Source organism: Halorubrum sp. Ea8 (assembly GCF_002252925.1).
Classification (GTDB): Archaea; Halobacteriota; Halobacteria; order Halobacteriales; family Haloferacaceae; genus Halorubrum.
Genome location: NZ_NHPF01000024.1, coordinates 1 through 22,999 on the forward strand (window position 1 = coordinate 1; position 22,999 = coordinate 22,999).

The following is a 22,999-nucleotide window of genomic DNA, read 5'->3' on the forward strand; positions in this document are numbered from 1 at the left end:
GGGCGACGGGTCACGCGAGGCCGTCGACGCGCCCCGGGACGGCAGCGAACAGGGATAGATCCGGAGCTAACCGGCGCGCCTGGGGCGAATTCACCGAAGCGCGGGACATATATGGGTCCGTTCCCAAACCCGGGTAAGTGACGGTACCCGACCGATTCCCCGCGGTTCTCGCGGCGACGGCGATGGGCGTATACCTCCTGCTCGTCGTCGGCGCCACGACCTCGCTCACGGAGGCGGCGGCCGCCTGTTCGGGCTGGCCGCTCTGCGGCGACGGCGCCGCGCTCCCCACGGAGAGCGCCGGGTGGGTCGCGCTCGGTCACCGCGCGATCGCCGCCGTCGTCGGCGTCCTCGTGGCGCTCTCGGTCGCGCTCGCGTGGCTCGACGGGGCGAGCCGTCGGGTCCGCGCGGCGCTCGCGGCCGCGCTCCTGCTGTTCCCCGCCCAGTCCGGCGTGGGCGCGCTCGTCGCCGTCGGCGACCTCCCCGTCTCGCTTGGACCCGTCCACCTCCTGCTGGGCGTGGCGATCTTCGGCGCCGTCCTCGCCGCGCTCGCGTGGTGGCTGGAGGCGGCGACCGGCGCTCCCGACGACGCACCGGTCGACTTCCAGCCCGGGACCGACGACCTTCCGCCGGTCGAGGAGGCGCCCGAGCCCGAGATCCCGAGGGCGACGCTCCCCCGACTGAAAGCGACCGCAGCGGCGTACTTCCGGCTGATGAAGCCCCGCCTGATGTGGCTGCTCTGTCTCGTCGCCGCGGCGGCGATGGCGCTCGCCGGGGGGCCGGGGTTCACGCCGTACGCCGTGGCCGCGACGCTCGCCGGCGGCGCGCTCTCGATCGGCGCGTCCGGGACGTTCAACCACGTGTTCGAGCGCGACATCGACAGGCGGATGCAGCGGACCAACGATCGCCCGCTGGCGACCGACCTCGTGCCGGTGACTAACGCGCTGGCGTTCGGGCTCCTGTTGACGGTCGTCTCGCTCGGGCTCTTCTGGACGGTGAACCCGCTCACGGCGGCGCTGGGACTGGTCGCGATCGTGTTCTACAGCGTCGTCTACACGCTCGTGTTGAAGCCGAACACGGTCCAGAACACCGTCATCGGCGGCGCGGCCGGCGCGCTCCCGGCGCTCATCGGCTGGGCGGCGGTGACCGGCGAGGTCGGCGGCGGCGGGCTGCTGCTCGCCCTCGTCATCTTCCTGTGGACGCCCGCGCACTTCTACAACCTCGCGNNTTCCACGCCTCGAACGCCTACCTCGGTCTGCTGCTGTTCGCCGTCGTGATCGACGCGCTCGTGGTCTGAGTGAGCCGGTGCCGGCGTATCGGCGCTAATAGCCGGACTGCTATCGTTTATATACCTCCCCGAGAAAGTCACGGTGATTGAATGGACGTCTCGCCGAGAGCGGTCGTCCGTCCGCTGTGGCCGGTCTGGGGACTCGGCGCCGTACTCCTGCTCGCGCTCGTCGCGGAAGCCGTCGTCCTCTCGGTCGGGATCGTTCCCGCACCCGGCGGCTACTGGGTGGGATTCGCCTCGACGGCGCTGGTCGTCGTCGGGGTCGGGTACGTCGTCTACCGGATATCGAGGTCGGATCTATCCCCCGCCCGGTACCCGCGGCTCAACCGCTGGTGGGTCGCGGGTGCGTCGGGATTCCTCCTCGTCAACGTCGGGTTCATGATGACGCTTCCGACCGAGACGGCGTTTCAAGTGTTCGGCTGGATCCGCTGAGCGATCGGCTTCGGCGGGGGGATCGGACTGCTCATCGGGCTGTTCGAGGCGCAAGCGATCGAACGCGAGGTCGCGGCGGAGCGGAGTCGCCTCCGACAGGCCGACCTCCGCCGCGAGCGCGACCGGCTCGAGGAGTTCGCGAGCGTCGTCTCGCACGACCTCCGGAATCCCCTCAACGTCGTCCGCGGGCGTATCGACCTCGCCAGACGGGCCCACCCCGAGGACGAGCACATCGAGGCGGCCGAGCCCGCGCTCGATCGGATGGACGAGATCATCGACGAGACGCTCACGCTCGCCCGCGAGGGGAAGAGCGTCGACGACGCCGGCGACGTCGACCTCGCGGAGTGCGCGCGAGAGTGCTGGTCGCGCGTGGACACGGCGGACGCGACGCTCCGCGCGGACGGGTCGGCGACGGTGCGGGCCGATCGCGACCGACTGTCGCACGTCTTCGAGAACCTCTTTCGGAACAGCGTGGAACACGGCGGCCGCGACGTGACCGTTCGCGTGGGGACGCTGGACGGGGCGGACGGCTTCTTCGTCGAAGACGACGGGGTCGGGATCCCGACGGACCGAGTCGACGAAGTGTGCGAGACCGGCGTCACGTCGTCTGCCGACGGAACCGGGTTCGGACTGGCGATCGTCGATCGGACCGTCGACGCCCACGGATGGGAACTGCGGATCGGCGAGGGGGACCGCGGCGGCGCGCGGTTCGAGATCACCGGCGTCGACCGGTCGGAGTAGCGACACGAGCGATCGCCGTGGGAGGATCCGACCGCGCGGCGGGTTTTTAAGTCCGTTCGACGCGAAACGCGAGACGTATGACCCGAGTCGAGATCGAGTACTGCGTACCGTGCGGGATGTTGAACCGCGCTCAGGACGTCTCGGAGGCGCTGTTCAAGCAGTTCGGCGAGGACCTCGACGAGGTCGCCCTCGTCACGGGTGACGACGGCGTGTTCGTCGTCCGCGCGGGCGACGAGGTCGTCTTCGACAAGACCGAAGACGAGTACGACGTGGACGCCATCGTGCGCGCCGTCAGGCCGCACGTCGGCGCGACGGCGTGAGGCCTCGTCACTCCTCTTTATAAATCGGACGCGCGGAGTTCGTCACTACGAGGACGCTGCTCGTCGCCATCGCGAGCGCGGCGAGGAGCGGGTTGAGCACGCCCGATATCGCCATCGGGATCGCTACCGCGTTGTAGACGAACGCCCAGCCGAGGTTCTGCTTGAGCCGCCGGTTCGTTCCGCGCGTGACCGCGAACAGTTCGGGGATCGCGGAGAGACGGTCCTCCAGGAGGACGGCGTCCGCGGCGTCGGCCGCCAGGTCGGTCCCGCTCGCGACCGAGACGCCGAGGTCGGCCGCGGCGAGCGCCGGCGCGTCGTTGCTCCCGTCGCCGACCACGGCGACGCGCTCGGTCGCCGCGAGCCGCCGCACGGTCTCGGCTTTCGCCTCCGGCGGCACCTCCGCGAACGTCTCGTCGACCGCGGGGTGCTCCTCGAACCGCCGGGCGGCGGCGGCCGAGTCCCCGGTGAGCACCACGACCCGCCGCCCGCCGTCGGCGAGGTCGGTGACGACCGCTTCCCAGCCGTCACGGACCTCGTCGCCGACGACGAGCACCCCGACGACCGACCCCTCCCAGCCGACGAAGACGGGGACTCGCCCCGCTTCGCGGGCCGTTTCACCGGCCGCGTCGAGCGACGCCGGGACGGTCCACTCCGCCCCGGCGAACAGCGACCGGTGGCCGACGACGACCACCTCGCCGTCGACCCGTCCCGTCACGCCGCGGTCCGAGACGGTCACCGCAGCGGTCGACGTGCCGTCGGCGGCGTCGGGGGGCGCGTCGGCGGGTCGCGTCCCGTCGCCCTCGTCGCCGGCCGTCACACCCCCGTCGGTCGCCGTCTCCGGTCCGGCGCTCGCGTCGTCGCGTGCGGGACTCCCGCCGTCGGCGGCGACAGCGTCGACGATCGCCTCGGCGACGGGGTGGACAGAGGCGCGCTCGACCGCCGCCGCTCGGCGGCGCACCTCGTCCGGCGACGCGCCGTCGGTGACGGTGTCGAGCAGTCGCATCTCGCCGTCGGTGAGCGTCCCCGTCTTGTCCAGCACGACGGTGTCGATGTCGGCCGCCTCCTCGAAGACGGCGTCCGAGACGATCACGATCCCGCGGCGGGCCGCGTCGCGGATCCCGGCGGCGATCGCGAGCGGTGTCGCGAGCCCGAGCGCGCAGGGACACGAGACGATGAGCACCGTGAGTCCGACGAGCGCGGCGTCCACGGGCGCCGATCCGAGCGCGAAGGTGGCCGCCGCGCCGAGGACGGCGACGGCGACGACGAGCGGAACGAACACGGTCGCGAGCTTGTCGACCAGCCGTTGGATGCCCGACCGCGAGCTCTGGATCTCCCACAGGAGCCGAACGAGCGTGTCGAGCGTGCTCGTCGCGTCCTCGCCGACCTCGACGACGACCGGCGCGTCGGTGACGACCGTCCCGCCGCGGACCTCGTCGCCCTCCCGCTTCGTCGCCGGGAGCGACTCGCCCGTGACGAGCGCCTCGTCGACGGCGGCGGTCCCCTCGGCCACGGTCCCGTCGAAGGGGACCCGCTCGCCGGGGCGCACGAGGAGCCGATCGCCGGGGTCGACCGCCTCCGCCGCGACGGTCTCGCCGGACTCGGTTCGGACCGTCCGGTCGCCGGCCGTCGTGAGGTCGGAGAGCATGCCGGTCGCGCGCCGTTTGATTAGCGACTCGTAGTGGTTGCCGGCGGTGACGACTAAGATCACGGCGATCGTCACGTCGAAGTAGAGGTCGGTGCGGCCGAGGAGCATCGCGAGCGTGCTGTACGCGTACGAGCTGGCCGCCGCCAGCGACACCAACAGGTCCATGTTCGGCTGCCGCGCCCGGAGGCTCACGTACGCGCCCCGCAGGATCGGATAGCCGGTGTAAAACAGGACGATCGAGGAGAACACCCACACCTGAGCGAACAGGTAGGTGCCCGAGACGCCGCCGAGGTCGAGGATCGGTTCGTAGCCGAAGTAGGTCGGGTACAGGAAGAGGACGTACCACAGCATCGCCATCATCCCGAAGAGCCCGCCGCCGATCAGGAAGCGGACGACGGCGACGTCGTCGCCGTCCGGGTCCGGGTCGGCCCGGTCGCTCGCGGTGTACCCCGCGACCGAGAGCCGCTCGGGGAGGTCCGCGGCGCTCACGGTGTCGGGATCGTAGTCGACGCGGATCGTGTCGGTGGCGTAGCTCGCCTCCGCGGCCGCGACGCCCTCCTGCTCGCCGGCGGTCAGTTCGAGGAACGACTCGCACGTCGCACAGTGCATCCCGTCGACGTGGAGGAACGTCGTCTCCCCGTCGAACGCCTCGTCGGCCCGCGCCTCGGGGCGACGTTCGTCGAGGTCGTCGACGTCGTCGACGTCGTCCAGAGAGCGGGCGACCGCGAGGCAGCCGCGACAGCAGAACTCGCCGTCGACGTCGGGGGCGGTGTGGGGGTCGTCCCCCGTCGGAAGGTCACAGAGGGTGCAGTTCGACATTGGGTTCGAGTCCGGCGGTCGGCCGACGACGCTACGCCTCGTCCGGATCCGCCGCGTCGGACGAGGCCGACCCGGGGCGGAGGCTCCCGCCGGTCGCGACGTGGAGGCTCCCCCAGATGATCAACACGTTCACGAGCGTCACGGCGACGAATATCTCCGCCCGGTCGGCGATGAACACCGCTGCCGGGACGAGGCCGCCCAACACGAGGAGCACGGCCCGCTGGAGCGAGAATTCCATATCGAAACGTACGGGCCAGCCAACATATATAACGTCCGTGTTTTCAGCCCCCGAGAACGGATCGATATTATATATCTTTCAGTCTATAAGCCGGCCTATGGGACAAAACCAAGCCGCACACGCATCGAGTGACGATGTGAGCGGTGAAGAGGAGTTCGACCCGATCGGAACCCTCACGCTCATCGCGATCTACTTCGTCATCCTGTTGCTCGCGTGGGTGTACATCTACTACATCGAGTTCCTCGGCCGCGACCTGGTCGTCGTGGGGTGACAACGTATGCACATTCACGCCTACGAAAAACTCTGGCTCGCGGCGTCCATCCTCCTGATACTGCTGCTCATCGGCTCGGTCACCTACGGCGCCGTCGGCCCCGGCGTCGCCATGGTCTCCGACAGCGAACCCCCCATCGACGCCCAAGCGCTCGACGAGGACGACCGCTTCTCCGAACCCCGCGTCGAGCAGGTCGGCGACAACGAGTACGCCGCCTACGTCGTCGCCTACCAGTTCGGCTTCGAGCCGAGTCCGATCGTCGTCCCCGAAAACAGCACCGTGACGTTTTACGTCACCTCTCGGGACGTCATCCACGGGTTCGAGGTCGCCGGCACCAACGCCAACACGATGGTCGTTCCCGGTGAAGTCTCTCAGATCACCGTCAAGACCGACGACCGACAGGAGTACGGGCTCATCTGTAACGAGTACTGCGGCGCCGGCCACCACGTCATGGAGGGGAAGGTCAACGTCGTCAGTCAGGCCGAGTTCGACGAGCGGAACAGCGGGGGTGACGACGCGTGAGCGACGCCATCGAGGCCGAGCAGTCCTTCGTCGACAAGTTCCCCGACGAGGCGCGGATCGTCCGCGCCGCGCTCCTCAGCTCCTTCCTCGCGCTCGCGCTCGGAGCGATCTTCGGGATCATCCAGACGCTCCACCGAACCGGGGTATTCCGGGGGATCATCTCCTCGACCGACTACTACACGTCCCTCACCGCGCACGGCGTGTTCCTGGCGATCAGCTTCACCACGTTCTTCCTCGTGGGGCTGTTCACCTGGGCGGTGACCCGGAGCCTCGACCGACCGCTCATCGACATCCGGATCACCTGGACGTGGTACGCGATCATGGCGGTCGGCATGACCATGACCGGCGTCTCCATCCTCGCCGGCTTCGTCCCCGCGCTCGACATGAGCGCGGACGTCCTCTTCACCTTCTACGCACCCCTCCAGGCGCATCCCATGTTCTACGCCGGCCTCGCCGTCTTCATCGTCGGCTCCTGGATCGCCGGCGCCGACTGGTTCCGCACCTTCCTCGCCTGGAAACGCGACCACCCCGACGAACGCATCCCGCTCCAGACATTCATGGTGTTGACCACCATGGCCATGTGGTACATCGCCTCCTCCGCCGTGGCCGCCTCCGTGCTCATCTTCCTCCTCCCGTGGTCGCTCGGCTTCATCGACTCCGTCAACCCCACCCTCACCCGCACCCTGTTCTGGTTCTTCGGCCACCCCGTCGTCTACTTCTGGCTCATGCCCGCCTACCTCCTGTGGTACACGGTGCTCCCGAAGATCGCCGGCGGCCGGCTGTTCAGCGACCCCCTCGCACGCGTCGTGTTCGTCCTCTTCCTCCTCCTCTCTACCCCGGTCGGCATCCACCACCAGTACCTCGACCCCGGGATCGCAGAGGGGTTCAAGTTCATCTCGATGACCAACACGATGTTCCTGCTGTTGCCGAGCCTGCTCACCGCGTTCACGGTCGTCGCGAGCGTCGAGTACGGCGCCCGCCAGCGCGGCGGCACCGGCCTCCTCGGCTGGCTCACCGACCTCCCGTGGCGCAAGCCCGAGTTCACCGGCATGATGCTCGCCGGCCTGATGTTCGCCGCCGGCGGCTTCTCCGGCATGGTCAACGCCGGCATGAACATCAACTACATGATCCACAACACCATCTGGGTCCCCGGCCACTTCCACCTCACCGTCGGCACCGCCGTCGCGCTCACCTTCATGGCCGCCACCTACTGGATCTGGCCGCAGATCTCCAACAAGCCCGTGTACAGCCGGGCGATCGGGCTGTTCCAAGTGGTCGTCTGGTTCGTCGGCATGGCGCTGATGTCCAACGCGATGCACGCCCAGGGGATCATGGGCGTGCCCCGCCGGACCGCCGAACCCGAGTACAGCGGCTTCGACTACCCGACGATGTTCGGCGGGTTCGAGGAGCTCAACGTCCAGATCGCCGTCGGCGGAACGCTGCTGTTCGTCTCGACGGTGCTGTTCATCGGGAACCTCGTGCTCACGATGGGGAACCCGAAGGTGTCCGGGCTCGCCGAGTCGCTCCCGCCGGCGCTGTCCGGCCCCGACGACGCCCCGCAGGTGCTCGACAGCCTCCGGCTCTGGGTGGGAATCGCACTGACGCTCGTCGTCCTCGCGTACGCGCTCCCGCTGGCGGCGATCATCAACCGCGGCGGACTGCTCGGCCCGGGCGTGGGCACGTATCCGGCGTGGATCGCACCGACGCTCGACGCGCTCGCGGCCGCGGTGACGCCGATACTGGGCGCGGTCGGCGGCGCCGCCTCGCTCGCCGGGGTGATCCTATGAGCTTCGACATGACCCGCGGCGGGCTCTTGGTCGCGTTCGCGGTCTTCGGCGTGATCGTCTACGAGATCCGGACGGTGCTCGACTTCGTCGGCATCGAGCTACCGCTGCTCCCGTACATGGCCGCCGTCTTCGTGCTCGCCGGCGTGCTGTTGTGGGTGATCACCCTGACCGGCGGCTGGCGGACCGAGCCCGAGGAGGACGAGCCGGCGTAGGGGCTGGACCTCTCCGTCCGGCCGATCCCTCGGTCGATTCTCGGCCTACAGTTCCTCCTATCGACTCTCGGTCCGCCGTTCCTCCCGTCGGTGCTCGGTCTGCCGGTTCCGGTTCCGCACGGCCGTCATACCGCGAGGGTTTTGTGGTCTCCGACCAATATTCGCTATGGCACGGACGCGCGTCGCGGTCAGGTGTGTCGACTGCTCGTTCGAGGCGAGGTACGACGGCCTCCCGACCGCGCGGGCCGCGCTCGACGAGCACGAGTCGGCGACCGGCCACGAGGTGAGGTGGGAGATCGAGTCGCTCTCCGACGGGGTCTCGCGCGCGGGCGACGACGCCGGCGTCTGCGGTCGACCCGAGTGCGCCAACGCGGACTCGCCGCTCGTGGATCCGGAGCCCCCGGAGCGGTAGCGCGGCGCGGACGACCGCCGATCGGCCCGGGGCGGAGTCACCGACCCTTTTTATGATCCGGCCCGTCGGTGGTCGCGTATGTCAACACGGCGTGACCCCCTTACGTTCGGCGTGCTCGGCACCGCGGGGATCGCTCGCGACGCGGTGATCCCGGCGATCGCGGCGAGCGACCACGCGGTCGGCGCGGTCGCATCGCGCGACGGCGACCGAGCGGCGGCGTTCGCCGAGTCGGAGTCGATCCCGCGGAGCTACGGCTCCTACGAGGCGCTGCTCGACGACGACGAGCTCGACGCGGTCTACGTTCCCCTGCCGAACGGGCTCCACGCCGAGTGGACGACCCGCGCGGCCGACGCCGGGCTTCACGTGCTCTGCGAGAAGCCGCTCGCGGCCGACGCGGCGGAGGCGCGCGAGGTGGTCGACCACTGCGAGGACCGCGGCGTCACGCTGATGGAGGGGTTCATGTACCGGTACCACCCCCGCACCGAGCGGGTCCTCGAACTGGTCGACCGAGAACTGGACGACGTGCGTACCGTCAGTTCGGCGTTCCGGTTCCCGCTGTACGGCCGACCGAACGACGTACGGCTCGACCCGGCGCTGGCCGGCGGGTCGCTGATGGACGTCGGCTGTTACCCCGTGTCTCTCGCGAGGGCGGTCCTCGGCGAGCCGGACCGGGCGTACGCGCACGCGAACGACACCCGCGACGCCGGCGTCGACACGGAGCTCGCCGGCGTGCTGGAGTACGCGGACGGCCGGTCGGCGCGGGTCGCCTCCGGCTTCGACACGCGGCTCGTCCAGCGCTATCGGATCGACGCGACGAACGGCTGGATCGAGGTCGAGCGGGCGTTCGACGCGCCCGACGACGAGCCGGTGGAGCTGACCTACGAGATCGACGACCGGCGCGGCGTCGAGACGTTCGACCCGGTGGACCAGTACCGGCTGCAGGTCGAACACTTCGCCGACTGCGTCGCGGACGGCACCGCCCCGCTGACCGGCGGTGGAGAGGCGATAGCGAACATGCGGGTCGTCGACGCGCTCGCCGAGAGCGCCGCCGAGGGCGGCGCTGTCGACGTTTCCTGAGCCCGATCCGCCGACGGGTCGCGTGCGCAACCCCGTCGAGCGAGCGTTTATTAGCGTTCGGCCCGAATAGTGCGTATAATGTCCAATACTGCTGCCAGCGACGCCGGGGCGGGAGGGGACGAGAGCGCCCGTCGTCCGACGCCGCTCGCGGACGCGGACGCGCTCGACGCGTTCGTCGCCGACGCGGACGCCGCGCTCGTCGAGTTCTACACCGACGGGTGCGGCATCTGTGCGAGCATGGAGCCCGTCCTCGGGAACGTCGCCCGCGCGCTCGACGTCGATGTCGCCCTCATAAACCCCCGCGACGATCCGCCGCTCGTCGAGCGGTTCGACGTGCGGAGCGTCCCGCTGTTCGTGCTGTTCGTCGACGGCGAGCCCGTCGCGCGCCGAGCGGAGGGATTCATCCCCGGCGAGGAGCTCTCCGCCTGGGTCCGCGAACACACGGAGTAACCGGTCACGGCGGGACGAGACGCGCTCGTCGCTGGCGAAGCGAAAGAAACGGTGCGAAACGGAACGAAAACGCGTCCGAGTTCCGGGTCGACGCCGGCGTCGACCTTACAGCCGGCCCACGTTCTCGACGGCGACGGACTCGACGCCGTCGACGTCGGCGAACGCCTCCTCGACCGCCTCGGTGCCGCCCGCGCCGTCGGGGACGATGACTGTCGGCAGGAGGGCGACGAGGCCGAACGCGACGTCGTCGCGCTGGAAGCCGCGGATCTTCGCGCCCTGCGGGAGCGACTCCTCGAGTCGGTCCTGCAGGTCGTCGAGGTCGACCTCGGGGCTGTTCGGCATGACCTTGATTTTGGCGGCGACGTCTCCCATAACTAGGGCCCTCGGAAGCCGCAGTCGTGGCACTCGTAGAGGTTGCTCTGCTTCCGGCACTTCGCGCACCGGTGGATAGTCGCCCCGCAGTCCGGGCAGGAGAACCGCGCGGCGTTCATACCGGCCACCTGAATACCACAGGAGACACACTGACGGGTGCCCTGCGTTTCACTCTCGCTCATACTCTGAAACACCACCGCGCGACTTTTAACCGTTGTTCTTTGAGTCCGACGCCGATCGCGGCGTGCGATTCGGTACCTCGACGCTCGGGCGTCGAGCCCGCGGAGCGCGGCTGACGGTAGGTGGGAGCGGAGGACCGCGGAGCGCGACTCGCGGTCGGCGGCAACGAAGGATCGCGGCGCTCAGCCGACGATCAGCGGTCCGATCAGCACGCCCATCAGGTGGACCCGCCGGGCGCCGACCCGCGGCGGAACGAGCCCGAGCACGCCGGCGACGAGGAAGACGCCGACGCCGAACGCCCCCGCGAACAGGAACGAGACGGCGGCGAGCAGCGCCAGGACGCCGACCGACAGCCGAGTGTAGTCCGCGTCCCCCACGACGCGGAGGTACGCGTCTCCGACGAGGAGGACGAGCGCGAACCCGCAGGCCGCCGCGGTCCCCGCGGCCGCGAGGAGGATCGGGAGCGCGAAGGGAACGCCGGCGCGATCGATGGCGACCGTGACGCCCGTTCGGGGCGTGCCGAGCGCGACGAGCGCGAACAGGGCGAAGATCGTGTTCGCCGTGTTGGCGCCGCTCGTGGCGACGACGAACCCGCGGTCGCCCTCCTCGCGCGGGACCGCCGGCAGCGCGGCGACGGCGGCGATCGCCGCGGAGACGCCGGGGACGTAGCCGACAACCGCGCCCGCGAGCGACCCGGCGCCGGCGCTCACGCCGAGGTCCCGGCGACCCATCGTGATCCGCGCGTCGGCCTGCGGCGGGACGCCTTCGCCGCCGAGCGCGTCGACGAGCACGGGCGCGCCGAACAGCCCGGCGAACAGCGGCGCGAGGACGCCGCCGGCGTCGAGCGGCGCCGCGGGGTCGACGTCGAGGGTCGCGAAGCCGAGGGCGGCGCTCGCGAGGAACGCGACGAAGCCGCCGACCGCGGCCCGCTTCGACGACTCGGTGAGCACGAGAAAGGCGACGACGCCGGCCAGAAGCAGCGGGAGGTGCGCCCGTACCGTCGGATAGCCGCGGACCATGGCCCAGGTGATCGGCACGGCGAGGGGCACCGCGAGCGCGACCGCCAGCCCGGAGCCGACCGCCGACAGCCGGATCGCCTCGCGCCCCCTGCCGGCGATCACGAGCCGGTGACCCGGCAGCGCCGCGACCGCCGTCGCCGCGTCGGGCACGCCGAGCGCGAGCGCGGGGACGATGTCGAGGAAGGAGTGGACGACGCCCGCGCCGAGCATCGCGACGCCGACGAGGAGCGGGTCGGCGGAGACGGAGGGGGCGAACCCGGCGAGCAACAGCGCGAAGTTGTTCGCGTGGAGGCCCGGGACGAGCCCGCTCACGGCGCCGAGCGCGACGCCGCCGCACAGGAACGCGAGCGCGGCGGCCGCGAAGGTCGGGTCGACGACCGGGCGGACGAGGGCGTCCATCGCGGCGAGGTGGCCGCGGCTTGAGGCATAAGCGGCGGGGTGATCGGTGAGCCGAGCGCCGCGGCTCGGGGGGACTGAGGCGAGGCGGTCGAAAACTCGAGCCCGTTTACGCCTTCTGGGCCGCCTGCGACTTCTTCTGAGTGACGTAGCCGGCGATCCGGTTGCGGACGCCCTTCGACTCGACGGTCGTCAGGGCCGTGACGCTCTCCTTATTCGTCTCGAAGTCCGTGTTGAACGAGTCGGGATACCGCTCAAGCAGGACGTTTCCGAGCTGCTTGATGTACTTGGGTTTGATGGCCATACCGAGCGATACCGCCGGGCCGAACTAAAAGGGTTCGTTACGCCGCGAACGGGCCGCAGGCGCGCTCGCGTCGATCGCCCGCTCGGTCGCGGTCACTCCTCGTCGCCTCCCGCCCGCTCCCGCCAGCCGGTCGCCTCGTCTATCCGGGCGAACGCCTCGCGCTCGGCCGGCCCGCCGCAGCGGTCGACCACGTCCGCGAAGTACGCCAGCCGATCGAGCAGTTCCGCCGTCTCGAAGGCGGGCACGTCGAGCCGCGAGGCGGCGACCGTCGCGTCGACGACCGCGCCGAACCCGCGGTTGATCGTCGGCACGCGCTCTCTGAGCACCGCGCTCTCGGCCGGATCGAGCGACCACGTCCGAATCGTGGTGTCGCCCTCCGTCTCGCTTCCGACCTCCTCGGCGGTGACCTCGACCCAGGCGTCGGCCGTTTCGAGGACCGGCTCGTCGACTTCCCGGACCGTCAGCGCGGCGTCGACGAAGGTGCGCGGATCGGACGTGAACTGGACGACGCCGCCGCCGCGTTCCGTGAAGTTCCGCCACGTCCGGGTTCGGCCGTAGGTCCGCGCGGTGACGGGGTCAGCGGGGTCGTCCGGCGCGTGGAGCCCGAGCGCCGCGACGTTCCAGCGGTCGTTCGGGCCGAGCGTCGTCACGATCGACTCGGTGACGCCGCGGAGCGCCACCGGCCAGCCGTCCGGCGCGACGGCGTCGGCGACGTCCGCCGCCCCGCCGCGGCTCCCGTCGGATCCGTCGTCGGTCACGGCGCCACCTCCGCGCCGCGTCGGAGCGCGACGTACAGCGCCGCGCAGGTGATATCCGCCGTCGTCCCGGGGTTGATCTCCTCGTCGACGAACGCCGTCGCCAACCCGTCCGCGGCGTTGAGGTCGGCACCGTGGACCGCGTCGGTGTCGACGCCGCCGACCCCTGCGGCGGTCTCCGAGCCGACCCCGTCCGCTCCGTCGAGCAGCGCGGCCGCCCGAGCGCTCGCCTCGCGCGCCGCCTCGAGCCCGTGGGTCGCGGCGACCAGCGTGTCGGGCTCGGCGGCGAGGAGTCCGAGGAAGGCGCGCGCGGCCCGATCGGTCAGCGGCCCCGTATCGTCCCGTATCCACTCGGCGGCGCGGAACGTCCGCGGGAACCCCTCGACCCACTCTTGCGCGTTGCGGTCGGGGGCGCGGTCCGAGCGGTCGGGATCGGCCGAGAGCGCCATCACGTCCCGCAGCGTCAGCCCCCGCTCGCGGAGCGTCGGCGCCGCGTCGCTCCCGCGGCGGACGTCCAGCTCGGCGGCGTCCGCGGGCGGGTCCGCGACCGCGACGTCGACGTGCTCGAACGCGCGGTAGAACGCGACCGCGTCGTCGACGGTGGCCTCGCGGGTCACTCGGTCGACGGCCGCTGGGGAGGGGGCCCGCGCGGAGCGCCCCGCGGACGCGTCCGCTCCCGCGACGGTCGCGCGGACCAGCGGAACGAGCAGTAGCAGGCAGCCGAACTGCGTGTTCGTCCCCGCTCGGTCGGCCATCCCCACCACCGCGCGCTCGAAGGCGTCCCCGACGGGGGCCGCCCCGCCCGCGGCCAGTTCGAGCCCCTCGCGGGCGCCGACCGCCCCGCCCAGGAACGACTCGAACCGGAGGTCGCCGAGGTCCCGGCGGCGGTCGACGTTGCCGGGCTTGGGAGTGCCAGCGACCTCGAGCAGGAGCGCGAGCGTCGCGTCGTCGACCGGGTCGCCGGCGGCAGTCACGGCGGCGCCTCCCGCCGCCGCGCCGTCTCGTCCGCCGGCAGTTCCTCCTCCCGCCAAGCGCGCACCGCCTCGGCGATACGCGCGAGCTCGGACGGACGCTCGGTCGGGCGCCCGGCGCTGACGGCGTCGGCCCCGTGCGCGGCGTACTCGGCGACGGTCCGCCGGCCCCGGACGCCGTTGTTGGCGATCACGGTGAGCCCGGTGCGGAGACCGCGGTCATCCGCGGTCAGGTCGCCGACGACGCGCTCCGAATCCATCGCGTCGACGTGGAGCCAGTCGGCCCCCGCCTCGGCGACGGCGTCGGCGACGGCGACGAGGTCGACGCCCGGGACCTCGGCGCGGACCTTCACGCTCGTCGTCGCGCCCGTCTCGGCCGCGGCGGCGACGTAGTCGGCCAGCCGGTCGCGGTCGCGGAGGAGCGACTCGCCGCAGCCGACCGCGCGCAGCTCCGGCTGCCGGCAGTGGGCGTTGACCTCGCAGACCGCGTCGCGGGCGGCGCAGACCGCCGCCGCCTCGCGCACCGGGCCGACGGTCGCGCTGCGGACGTTGACGCCGGGGCGGACCGGCGCGTCGGCGAGCGCGGCGAGCTGCCGGTCGATCCACGCGAGCGGCTCGGCGGGGAGAAACTCCGAGCGCCCCCGGGCGACGAGGTCGCGCGCGGCCGCCCGGCTGGCGGGGTCAAGCGCGATCCCGCCGAGCATCGCCGCGTCGACGTGCGGGGCCGCGGCGCCCGCCCAGTCGGCGTCGGCCGCGCCGCTGAGACTGGCGGCGACGAGGAACGGGGTCGGGCCGTCGTCTTCGCTCGCCGTCACTCCGCCACCTCCGCGTCGGTCGCCGACGCGTCCGTCACCGCCGCCAGCGCGCGCTCGCAGGCCCGAGCGACGCGTTCGGCGTCGTCCGCGTCGTCGATTCGGGTGTCAGTACGCTCGACGTGGCGGTCGGGGAGCTCGGTCGGGTCGGCCGAGTCGAGGACGAACGCGTCGGCGAACGGGTACGCGTCGGCGACGCCCGCGGTCGAGGGGTCGCGGCCGACGCCGGCCATGAGGTCGGCCGCCGGCCCGGAGAACACCTCGTCGCCGACGAACGGCGAGACCGCGACGACGGGGGTCTCGCGAAGCGCGGCCTCGAACCCGGGGAGCGCGAGCATCGGGCCGACGCTCGTCACGGGGTTCGAGGGGCCGATGACCACGGGGTCGGCGAGGGCGTCGAGCACGGCGGCGGTCGGCTCGGCGTCGGCGGCGCCCCGGAACTCCACGTCGGCGACCCCGGGCTCGCCGCGGCGCGCGACCCAGTACTCCTGGAAGTGGATCGTCTCGCCGGCCTCGGTGTGGACCAGCGTCGCGACCGGGTCGTCGGACATCGGGAGGAGTCCGACGTCGAGGCCGAAGGCGTCGGCGAGCGTCCGGATCGCCTCGGTGAGCGTGCGGCCCTCGTCGAGCAGGCTCGTGCGCGTGACGTGGACCGCTCGGTCGCGGTCGCCGATCTCCATGAACTCGCCGACGCCGGAGAAGCGCCGCCAGCGGGCGATCTCGCGGCCCGCCGTCTGCGCCTCGACGTCGAGGTAGCGCGGGGCCGTTCCGAGTCCGACCTCCCCTGCGAGCCGGCGCAGCTCGGCGTGCGTCTCGGTGGTGTCGTCCGCGATTCCCCACCACGTCTCGCGGTCGAGGACGCCGCCGCCGGCGAACAGCACGGTGTCGACGTCCGGGCACACGAGGTGGCCGCCGAGCTCGACGTCGTCGCCCGTGTTGGCGACGACCGCGATCGCCGCGGGGTCCCACACGCGGGTCGCCCCGTCGAGGAGCTTCGGCGTCCCCGTGCCGCCGGCGAGGAACGTGACCATACGCGGGCAAGGCGGCGGGCGGATTTGTATCCTCGCCTCCGCGGGCGGCGACGCGGATCGGCGTCGGGAACCCCGATGAGGCCCTCGAGCGGTGGTGGGCCGCAGAGGCATCGTTGAACGCGCCGTCCCCGTCGTTTAGAGCATCGATAAGCCGGCGACGGGGACGACGGAGGCTCGATGCGACTCACCGGACGCGCGTCGGCGATCGCCACCCGATCGGTGGTCAAACTTAACCGGTTGTTTGTGTTTTAGTAGCCTATTTAATATGTATCTGCGTACACCTATCCGAGAACGATGCACCTGCTACGGACCGTCTACCCGTTCTCTCTGGCGGGTGCAAACGTCGCTATGGGGTGGCTGCTCTACCGGCTGTCCGAACCGGTTCTCGGAGTCGTACTCGTCGTAATCGGGGTCTTCGTCATACTCACCTCGATAGGGAGCGCCGTCAGCCAGCATCGACCCGTACTCGGGGAATCCACGTGACGTTCATCCCTGAGCCGTCGCGCTGTCCTCCCTGAGCCGTCGCGCTGTCCTCCCTGAGCCGTCGCGTTGACCCATACGTCTGTATTCGGCGCGATCCCAATCGACGACTACTCGCGAGCGACGCTCGTCTGCATCCCGTCCGTGTTGAACGCGCTCCCGACGCCGTCATCGTCGAGGGCGATGACCCCCGCCCCGGACCCGGTGATCTCATCGAACTCCTCGATCGCCCGGTCGGCCGCCGCCTGCGCGCCCAGCCCCTCGTCGAGGAAGTCGACGGCTCGCCGCGAGAGCGTGACGCGCGCGATGTCCTCGCCGGCCCCCGTCGCGCTCGCGCCGCCGGCCTCGGTACAGAAGAAGCCGGAGCCGACCTGCGGCACGTCGCCGACCCGCCCCGCGAGCGCGAACGACCGGCCGCCCGTGGACGTCGCCGCCGCGAACGTCTCGCCGTCGGACGCGACCGCACCGACCGTGTCGTGGTCGGGCGCGTCGTGCTTCCCGTCGCCGTCCGCGTCGCTCCCGGAGCCCTGCCCCGCGTGATCGTCCCCGGACCCGAACCGCGACGCGAGCCAGTCGAGGTGCTCGCGGGGGCCGCCTCGCGGCGGGTCCTCCGCCTCGTAGCGCTCGCGCGTCTCGTCGGTGAGCAGGTCGACGCCCGTCTCGACGCCGAACTCGTCGGCGAGGTCGACGGCGTGGGCGCCGGAGACGAAGACGTGCGGCGTCTCGGAGCGGACGACACGTGCGACGCTCGCCGCGTGCTCGACGCCCGGCATCGAGCAGGCGGCGCCGACCGCCCGGTCCGAGGTCATCACGCCGGCGTCGGTGCGGACGACGCCGTCGGACTGGACCGCACCGCCGACGCCGGCGTTGAACCGCGGGCTCGATTCGAGGGGCGCGAGCGCCGCTACGACCGCGTCGAGAGGGGTCTCGGCGTCGGCGCCGCGGTCGGCCGCCTCGTCGAGCGTCTCCTGTCTCCGCGCCGGTTCGTCCGGGACGCCGCCGGCGCCGCCGTGGACGACGACGCGCATCGAGGGGCGCTGTGGCATATTCGGAGGTCCCCCGGCGCCCCGATAAGGGTCGGGAAAGCGGCGGAAGTCGATCCGAGTCCCCGCCGCAAGACCTATCTCCGCGCCTCGGGGAGTCGCCACCATTGTGGACGAGCACCGAGAGCGCGCCGACGACGACCCCGCCGCGGGTCTCGAAGCCGACCCCGACGGAGAGTCTGCCGTTCGGGGCTCGGTCCGTCGTCGCCTCCGGAGCGCAGTCCGGGCCCGCGTCGGAGTCGACCGGCGCGCCCTCGCGGCGTTTCGGGTCGCGCTGGGGATCGCCCTCCTCGTCGATCTCGGACTGCGCGCTCGGAACCTGACGGCCTTTTATACCGACGCTGGCGCGCTCCCGCGCTCGGCGCTCGCGGAGGCGTACCCCCTCGCCGCTCGCCTCTCGCTGCACGCGCTCTCCGGCGAGGCGTGGTCCGTCGCGCTGCTGTTCCTCGTCGCCGCCGTCGCCGCCGTCGCGCTCGCGACCGGCCACCGTACCCGCGTGGCGACGGCGGTCTCGCTGGTCCTGCTCGCGTCGCTACAGGCGCGGAACCCGTTCGTGCTCAACGCGGGCGACAAGCTGCTCGTCCAACTGCTCGCGGCCGGGCTGTTCTGCCCCCTCGGCGCGCGCTGGTCGGTCGACGCCGTGCGCGGCGGCGCGTCGCTCGGGGACTCCGTCCGAGCGGCCCGCGAGGACCGTTTCGCCGGCCCGGCGTCGGCGCTCCTGTTGGCCGTCGTCGTGGTGGTCTACGGCGCCAACGCGGTCGAGAAGCTCAGGGGGACGGCGTGGACCGGAGGCGAGGCGGTCGGACAAGTGTTCCGGCTCACGTACCTCCACGGGCCGCTCGGAGGGCTGCTGCCCGAGGCGGCGCCGCTGCTCGCGGCCGCCACCTACGGCTGGCTTGCGCTGCTCGTCGCGTCGCCGCTGCTCGTCGCGTCGGCCGGACGGGTCCGGGCCGCGCTCGCCGGATGCCTGTTCGCCGCGCACCTCTCGATGGCGTTCACGCTCCAGCTCGGCGTCTTCCCGCTGGTCTCGGCGGCCGCCCTGCTCCCGTTTTTCCCGCCGTTCGTCTGGGACCGCGTCGAGGGGGCCGTCGGACCGTCCGGCGCGCGGCTCCGCCGGGCCGCGGAGTCGGCCCTCGTCGGCGACCCGCGAAACGAGGGGCCGAGAAACCGAGCGGCGCGCGTCCTTCCGGACCGGGCGGTCCGCGGTCGCGTCGCCGCCGCCGTCGCCGCCGTCCTCCTCGTGTCGCTGCTCGCGTGGAACGGCATGGCGGCCGGGCTCGTCGACGCGCCCGAACCCGTGGCGGCGACGGCGGGCCCGGCGGAGCACGGCTGGGACATGTTCGCGCCGAACCCGAGTTCGATCGACGCGCGCTTCCTCGCGACGGCGGCGACCGCCGACGGCGACCGGATCGACGCGCTGTACGGCGACCCCGTCGCGGTCGACCGGCCTCCGTCTGACGCGCGGGCGTACCCCACCGCGCGCTGGCGGAAGTACCTCACCCTGCTGGCGGACGACGAGGCGCCCGCCCGCGTCGACCCGCTCCTCACGTATCTCTGCGACCGGTCGGCGGGACTCGCGGGGGAGGACGTCGCGTCGGTGACCGCCGCGGCGGTCGAGATCGACGTGACGGACGGCGGCGAAACGCGGGTCAGGGAGCTCGGAACGCGGGAGTGTCGGCCGAGGTAACGTTCGGAACCGGGGCGGCGACCGGGGCGACCGACGAGCGGCTGACCACTTATCTGTCCCCCGCCCGAACCGATCGACGTGACGGAGAGCGAGCGATCTCACCCGCCGACGTCGGTGCTCCTGCCGACGGTTCACTGGACGGAGGCGTGTTCGGAGGTGGCCGCCCAGCTCGGCGAGGGCGACGAGCTGTTGGTGATCTGCGACGACGACGACGACCCGGTGGCCGAGCGTCGGGGCGGGGGCGTCGGACGGGATGGCGGCGCTGGAGAGGGCGACGCTGGAGAGAGCGTCGGACGGGAGGGCGACGCTGGGGAGGCCGACAGCCTGCCGGACGGCGTCCGCGTCGTCGTCGCGGGAGAGCCGGAGGGGTGTTCGGGGAAGTCGAACGCGATCGCCGCCGGCATGGAGGCCGCCGGACACGACCGTATCGTCTGGACCGACGACGACTTCCGTCACCCGCAGGGGTGGCTCGCGGAGCTCAACGCCGACTACGATCGACAGGGACCGACGACGGAGGTCCCCGTGTTCGTCGGAGCGGACCCGCTCGGTCGGCTGTTCGAACCGGCGTACGTCATCGGCGGGACGCTGCCGCTCTCCCGCGGCGGAATCGCGTGGGGCGGCGCGGTCGTGTTCGAACGGGACGACCTCGACGAGGGCGCCCTCCTCGGCGACCTCCGCCGGACCGTCAGCGACGACGGGACCCTCGTGGAGCACCTCGACGTGAGCGCCGCCGACCGCACCCGAACCGTCGCGGCGGGCGGGTCGACGCGCGAGTCGCTTGAGCGGTTCGTCCGCTTCTTCCAGATCACGCGACACCACGAGCCGGCGGCGGCCGCGGTCAACCTCCTCCTCTCGGTCGGCCTCGCGGCGTTGTGCCTGCTGGCGCCGATAGCGGGCGTGGCGTTCGTCACGGCCCTGTCGGGCGCGGCGTACGCGAGGTTCGGGATCCGACGGGCGACGTTCCTGCTCGCCGGTCCGGGTGTCCTGATTTCGCCGGCACTGCTCGCGTACGCGCTCGCGCGTCGGACGTTCGTCTGGGGCGGTCGACGCTACCGGTGGCGGTCGATGTTCGACGTCGAGGTCGTGGAGCGGTGAGCCGGATAACAACCTGAATCCGGCGCTGTCGGGCGGTTCGGCGCGCGCTACAAAACGGCAGGCACTTTACGCGGGTCCGACAACGCACGAACGTTCATGAGCTACGATAAGGTCGACGTCCCCGACGACGGCGAGGCGATCACGCTCGCCGACGAGGAGACCGGCGAGCTGAACGTCCCGTCGAATCCCATCATCCCGATCATCCACGGCGACGGGATCGGCACCGACGTCGGGCCGGCGGCGCAGCAGGTCCTCGACGCGGCCGCGGAGGCGACCGGGCGGTCCATCGCGTGGATGCGCGTCTACGCCGGCGCCAGCGCCCGAGAGATGTACGACGAGAACCTCCCCGAGGACACCGTCTCGGCCATCCGCACCCACCGCGTCGCGATCAAGGGTCCGCTGACGACCCCCGTCGGCGCCGGCTTCCGCTCGCTGAACGTCGCGCTCCGCAAGACGCTCGACCTGTTCGCCAACGTCCGCCCGACCTACTACATCGACGGCGTTCCCTCGCCGGTCAAGAACCCGGAGGAGATGGACATGGTCACCTTCCGGGAGAACACCGAGGACGTCTACGCCGGCATCGAGTGGGAGGCCGGCACCGACGAGTCCGAGGAGGTACGCGACTTCCTCGAACAGGACATGGACGTGGCCGACGTCATCCACGACGGCCCCGTCGGCATCGGCGTCAAGCCCATCTCCGAGTTCGGCTCGAAGCGCCTCATCCGCGAGGCGGTCGACTACGCGCTCGCCAACGACCGCGACTCGGTCACGCTCGTCCACAAGGGGAACATCATGAAGTTCACCGAGGGCGCGTTCCGCGACTGGGGCTACGAGGTCGCCGAGGAGGAGTACGGCGACGACGTCATCACCGAGGACCAGCTCTGGGAGGAGCACGACGGCGAGCGGCCCGAGGGCACGCTCGTCGTCAAGGACCGCATCGCGGACAACATGCTCCAGCAGCTGCTGACCCGCACCGACGAGTACTCCGTCATCGCGACGATGAACCTCAACGGCGACTACATGTCCGACGCCGCCGGCGCGCAGATCGGCGGCCTCGGCATCGCGCCCGGTATCAACCGCGGTCACGGTCGCTGTCTCGCCGAGCCCGTGCACGGCTCCGCGCCCAAGTACGCCGGCGAGGACAAGGTGAACCCCACCGCGATGATCCTCTCCGGCCGCGAGATGCTCGACTACCTCGGCTGGTCGGACGCCGCCGACCTCGTGCGCGAGGCAGTCGAGGAGACCATCTCGTCCGGCAAGGTCACCTACGACCTCCACCGGCAGATCGAGGGCGGCGAGAAGCTCGCGACGAGCGAGTTCGCCGACGCCGTCGTCGAGAACATCGAAAAACGGTCATAGACAGTTTTTCGAGCGCTCGGAAATCTTCGATTTCCGAGAACATCGAGAAGCTCGCGTAAGCGCCGCTCACCGCCTCGGTTCGTTTTTTGTACTGCGCCGCTCCGACACTGAGCCGCGGCGCCGGGAAGAATAGCGCCGAGGGAGTTACCGCCCGGACTCGTAGAACTCCTCGCGGTAGACGCGCCCGAACGCGTTCCGGCGGAGGGTGCTGGCGGCCGCGTCGGGCTCCTCCTGAAACGTCGCCGCGACCACGGTGTCGGCGAAGGGGATCGGGTGCCAGACGAGCTTGTCGACGTTGTCGGAGCCGATCCGGACCACGTCGTCGGCGTCGAACTCGCTGTCGGCGAGCCACGCGTCGAACTCGGCCTCGTCGCCGACGTGGACCGCGAGCAGCTCGGCGAAGGTGGCGTCGCGGGCGGTCCGGACGACCTCCGGCGTGACGCGCTCGTCGTACTCGTCGGCGCCGAACTCCATCGCCTTCGTCGCCTCGCGGACGACGACCTGCGCGACCGGGCCGACCTCCTCGTAGCGTTCGAGCGCGTCGGCGCGGGTCTCGGGAGCGAACGTCCCTCTGGTGTGCATACGCCGCGTTGGTCGCCGACTGAAAAGGGCGTTCCGTTACGCGGACGGATCGGGGTCGTCGTTGGCAGGGTCGTCGGTGGCAGGGTCGTCGTTGGCAGGGTCGTCGGCGTCGGGATCATCGACGTCGCCGCTGGCGTCGTCGCGATCGGCGTCGGCCTCCTCGTCGCCCTCGCCGTCCTCGAACATCTTCCGCGTCAACTCGCGGGCCTCGCGCAGCGCGGCTTCGGTCTCCGGGTCCGTCGCGCCCGACTCGTTGACGGCGCCCCCGGCGCGAGGGGCGTCGCGGCCGGCCTGGTGACTGTGGCCGTGTCCGGCCCCGCCCCCTCCCGCGTGGTCGTGGTCCCCGAGATCGACGTCGGGTCGCCCGCGGTCGACGGTGTCCTCGAACACCTCGTGGTACTCGGCGTCCTCGGCGCGAGGAGTTACTTCGGCGGCGAGCCCGGCCGGGTCCTGCTCGCTCCAGTCGGGGACGCGGTCGTCGAGCCACGCCTCGTGGTCGTCGCCGTGGAGCATCGCCGTGAAGGCGAGGTGATGCGCGAGGTGTTCGCCGTCGCGCTGGGGAGTCTCGCAGACGGGGCACGCGTATCCCATTATGTGCCCGGGTTCGCGCGTGAAGCGTAAATTGGCGTCGGACGAATACGGAGATGACGACGTTTGTTTATAAGCGAGTGATTGCGGAGCGGCGGTGATGTTAAGTTAAGA

26 protein-coding genes and 1 pseudogene are annotated in these 22,999 nt (G+C 71.4%); 14 read left to right on the top strand and 13 right to left on the bottom strand.

The genetic code is table 11. The features are described from left to right. Positions 1 to 137: 137 nt before the first annotated feature. The 4 genes and pseudogenes from DJ74_RS01390 to DJ74_RS01400 form a co-directional block, all read left to right on the top strand. A pseudogene (locus tag DJ74_RS01390) lies at positions 138 to 1,223 on the top strand (UbiA family prenyltransferase); the annotation flags it as partial. 152 nt (positions 1,224 to 1,375) lie between these two features. Further along, entirely contained in the window at positions 1,376 to 1,717 is a 342-nt protein-coding gene (locus DJ74_RS19515) for a hypothetical protein (RefSeq protein ID WP_254922118.1), read from the top strand. Between the two features lie 57 nt (positions 1,718 to 1,774). After that, positions 1,775 to 2,458, top strand: coding sequence for a HAMP domain-containing sensor histidine kinase (locus tag DJ74_RS19520; protein WP_254922119.1), 684 nt, complete (start codon positions 1,775 to 1,777; stop codon positions 2,456 to 2,458). Between the two features lie 77 nt (positions 2,459 to 2,535). Next, positions 2,536 to 2,778 carry a SelT/SelW/SelH family protein gene (locus DJ74_RS01400; protein WP_094525800.1) on the top strand — a complete coding sequence of 81 codons (243 nt, stop codon included), beginning with the start codon at positions 2,536 to 2,538 and terminating at the stop codon, positions 2,776 to 2,778. A gap of 7 nt (positions 2,779 to 2,785) precedes the next feature. Here DJ74_RS01400 and DJ74_RS01405 read toward each other — a convergent pair whose 3' ends face one another. Both DJ74_RS01405 and DJ74_RS01410 read right to left on the bottom strand, forming a co-directional pair. Then, positions 2,786 to 5,242, bottom strand: a complete 2,457-nt coding sequence (locus tag DJ74_RS01405) for a cation-translocating P-type ATPase (protein ID WP_094526067.1) — start codon at positions 5,240 to 5,242, stop codon at positions 2,786 to 2,788. 31 nt (positions 5,243 to 5,273) lie between these two features. Next, positions 5,274 to 5,480 carry a hypothetical protein gene (locus DJ74_RS01410; RefSeq protein ID WP_094525798.1) on the bottom strand — a complete coding sequence of 69 codons (207 nt, stop codon included), beginning with the start codon at positions 5,478 to 5,480 and terminating at the stop codon, positions 5,274 to 5,276. A gap of 97 nt (positions 5,481 to 5,577) precedes the next feature. Between DJ74_RS01410 and DJ74_RS18980 the strand changes: the two genes are divergently transcribed. From DJ74_RS18980 to DJ74_RS01440, 7 genes are all read left to right on the top strand, one after another. Continuing rightward, positions 5,578 to 5,751, top strand: coding sequence for a hypothetical protein (locus DJ74_RS18980; protein ID WP_170938294.1), 174 nt, complete (start codon positions 5,578 to 5,580; stop codon positions 5,749 to 5,751). A 6-nt stretch (positions 5,752 to 5,757) separates the two neighbouring features. Further along, positions 5,758 to 6,273, top strand: coding sequence for a cytochrome c oxidase subunit II (locus tag DJ74_RS01415; protein WP_094526068.1), 516 nt, complete (start codon positions 5,758 to 5,760; stop codon positions 6,271 to 6,273). Beyond that, complete coding sequence (locus DJ74_RS01420; protein WP_094526069.1) at positions 6,270 to 8,060, top strand: b(o/a)3-type cytochrome-c oxidase subunit 1; 1,791 nt, start codon at positions 6,270 to 6,272, stop codon at positions 8,058 to 8,060. Before DJ74_RS01415 ends, DJ74_RS01420 begins: the two co-directional genes overlap by 4 nt. After that, entirely contained in the window at positions 8,057 to 8,272 is a 216-nt protein-coding gene (locus tag DJ74_RS01425) for a CbaC protein (protein ID WP_094525795.1), read from the top strand. Before DJ74_RS01420 ends, DJ74_RS01425 begins: the two co-directional genes overlap by 4 nt. Before the next feature lie 166 nt (positions 8,273 to 8,438). Next, positions 8,439 to 8,684 (top strand): hypothetical protein, encoded by a 246-nt coding sequence (locus tag DJ74_RS01430; protein ID WP_094526070.1) that lies wholly within the window; start codon positions 8,439 to 8,441, stop codon positions 8,682 to 8,684. A 78-nt stretch (positions 8,685 to 8,762) separates the two neighbouring features. Beyond that, the gene (locus tag DJ74_RS01435; RefSeq protein WP_094525793.1) at positions 8,763 to 9,761 is read left to right on the top strand and encodes a Gfo/Idh/MocA family protein; all 999 of its coding nucleotides are present in this window, start codon (positions 8,763 to 8,765) and stop codon (positions 9,759 to 9,761) included. A gap of 75 nt (positions 9,762 to 9,836) precedes the next feature. Further along, entirely contained in the window at positions 9,837 to 10,211 is a 375-nt protein-coding gene (locus DJ74_RS01440) for a co-chaperone YbbN (protein WP_094526081.1), read from the top strand. 105 nt (positions 10,212 to 10,316) lie between these two features. Here DJ74_RS01440 and DJ74_RS01445 read toward each other — a convergent pair whose 3' ends face one another. The 9 genes from DJ74_RS01445 to DJ74_RS01490 form a co-directional block, all read right to left on the bottom strand. Beyond that, complete coding sequence (locus DJ74_RS01445) at positions 10,317 to 10,583, bottom strand: elongation factor 1-beta (RefSeq protein ID WP_092565372.1); 267 nt, start codon at positions 10,581 to 10,583, stop codon at positions 10,317 to 10,319. A gap of 2 nt (positions 10,584 to 10,585) precedes the next feature. Continuing rightward, on the bottom strand, positions 10,586 to 10,765 hold the full coding sequence (locus DJ74_RS01450; RefSeq protein ID WP_092565370.1) for an HVO_2753 family zinc finger protein: 180 nt from the start codon (positions 10,763 to 10,765) through the stop codon (positions 10,586 to 10,588). Between the two features lie 180 nt (positions 10,766 to 10,945). Beyond that, positions 10,946 to 12,181: a tripartite tricarboxylate transporter permease gene (locus DJ74_RS01455; protein WP_094526071.1), complete on the bottom strand. Its 1,236-nt coding sequence runs from the start codon at positions 12,179 to 12,181 to the stop codon at positions 10,946 to 10,948. A 106-nt stretch (positions 12,182 to 12,287) separates the two neighbouring features. Next, a complete protein-coding gene (locus tag DJ74_RS01460; protein ID WP_094525791.1) occupies positions 12,288 to 12,482 on the bottom strand; it encodes a 30S ribosomal protein S17e in 195 nt (64 codons plus the stop codon). A gap of 92 nt (positions 12,483 to 12,574) precedes the next feature. After that, the gene (locus tag DJ74_RS01465) at positions 12,575 to 13,240 is read right to left on the bottom strand and encodes a DUF447 domain-containing protein (RefSeq protein WP_094526072.1); all 666 of its coding nucleotides are present in this window, start codon (positions 13,238 to 13,240) and stop codon (positions 12,575 to 12,577) included. Then, positions 13,237 to 14,211: a triphosphoribosyl-dephospho-CoA synthase gene (locus DJ74_RS01470; RefSeq protein WP_094526073.1), complete on the bottom strand. Its 975-nt coding sequence runs from the start codon at positions 14,209 to 14,211 to the stop codon at positions 13,237 to 13,239. The genes DJ74_RS01465 and DJ74_RS01470 overlap by 4 nt, the downstream gene beginning before the upstream one ends. Further along, on the bottom strand, positions 14,208 to 15,023 hold the full coding sequence (locus DJ74_RS01475; RefSeq protein ID WP_094526074.1) for a dihydropyrimidine dehydrogenase: 816 nt from the start codon (positions 15,021 to 15,023) through the stop codon (positions 14,208 to 14,210). The genes DJ74_RS01470 and DJ74_RS01475 overlap by 4 nt, the downstream gene beginning before the upstream one ends. Beyond that, on the bottom strand, positions 15,020 to 16,051 hold the full coding sequence (gene cofD, locus DJ74_RS01480) for a 2-phospho-L-lactate transferase (RefSeq protein WP_094526075.1): 1,032 nt from the start codon (positions 16,049 to 16,051) through the stop codon (positions 15,020 to 15,022). The genes DJ74_RS01475 and cofD overlap by 4 nt, the downstream gene beginning before the upstream one ends. Positions 16,052 to 16,641: 590 nt before the next feature. Beyond that, positions 16,642 to 17,559 carry an isoaspartyl peptidase/L-asparaginase gene (locus DJ74_RS01490; RefSeq protein ID WP_094526082.1) on the bottom strand — a complete coding sequence of 306 codons (918 nt, stop codon included), beginning with the start codon at positions 17,557 to 17,559 and terminating at the stop codon, positions 16,642 to 16,644. 124 nt (positions 17,560 to 17,683) lie between these two features. Here DJ74_RS01490 and DJ74_RS01495 point away from each other — a divergent pair, with 124 nt between their 5' ends. From DJ74_RS01495 to icd, 3 genes are all read left to right on the top strand, one after another. Next, complete coding sequence (locus DJ74_RS01495; RefSeq protein WP_094526077.1) at positions 17,684 to 19,261, top strand: HTTM domain-containing protein; 1,578 nt, start codon at positions 17,684 to 17,686, stop codon at positions 19,259 to 19,261. A gap of 78 nt (positions 19,262 to 19,339) precedes the next feature. Then, positions 19,340 to 20,356 carry a glycosyltransferase family 2 protein gene (locus DJ74_RS01500; RefSeq protein WP_094526078.1) on the top strand — a complete coding sequence of 339 codons (1,017 nt, stop codon included), beginning with the start codon at positions 19,340 to 19,342 and terminating at the stop codon, positions 20,354 to 20,356. A gap of 96 nt (positions 20,357 to 20,452) precedes the next feature. Then, positions 20,453 to 21,715 (top strand): isocitrate dehydrogenase (NADP(+)), encoded by a 1,263-nt coding sequence (icd, locus tag DJ74_RS01505; protein ID WP_094524111.1) that lies wholly within the window; start codon positions 20,453 to 20,455, stop codon positions 21,713 to 21,715. Between the two features lie 144 nt (positions 21,716 to 21,859). On the opposite strand, the gene DJ74_RS01510 is transcribed toward icd, so the two are convergent. Both DJ74_RS01510 and DJ74_RS01515 read right to left on the bottom strand, forming a co-directional pair. Beyond that, entirely contained in the window at positions 21,860 to 22,297 is a 438-nt protein-coding gene (locus DJ74_RS01510) for a DUF5809 family protein (RefSeq protein WP_094526079.1), read from the bottom strand. A 36-nt stretch (positions 22,298 to 22,333) separates the two neighbouring features. Continuing rightward, positions 22,334 to 22,888, bottom strand: coding sequence for a DUF5810 domain-containing protein (locus tag DJ74_RS01515; RefSeq protein ID WP_094526080.1), 555 nt, complete (start codon positions 22,886 to 22,888; stop codon positions 22,334 to 22,336). Between the last annotated feature and the right edge of the window lie 111 nt (positions 22,889 to 22,999).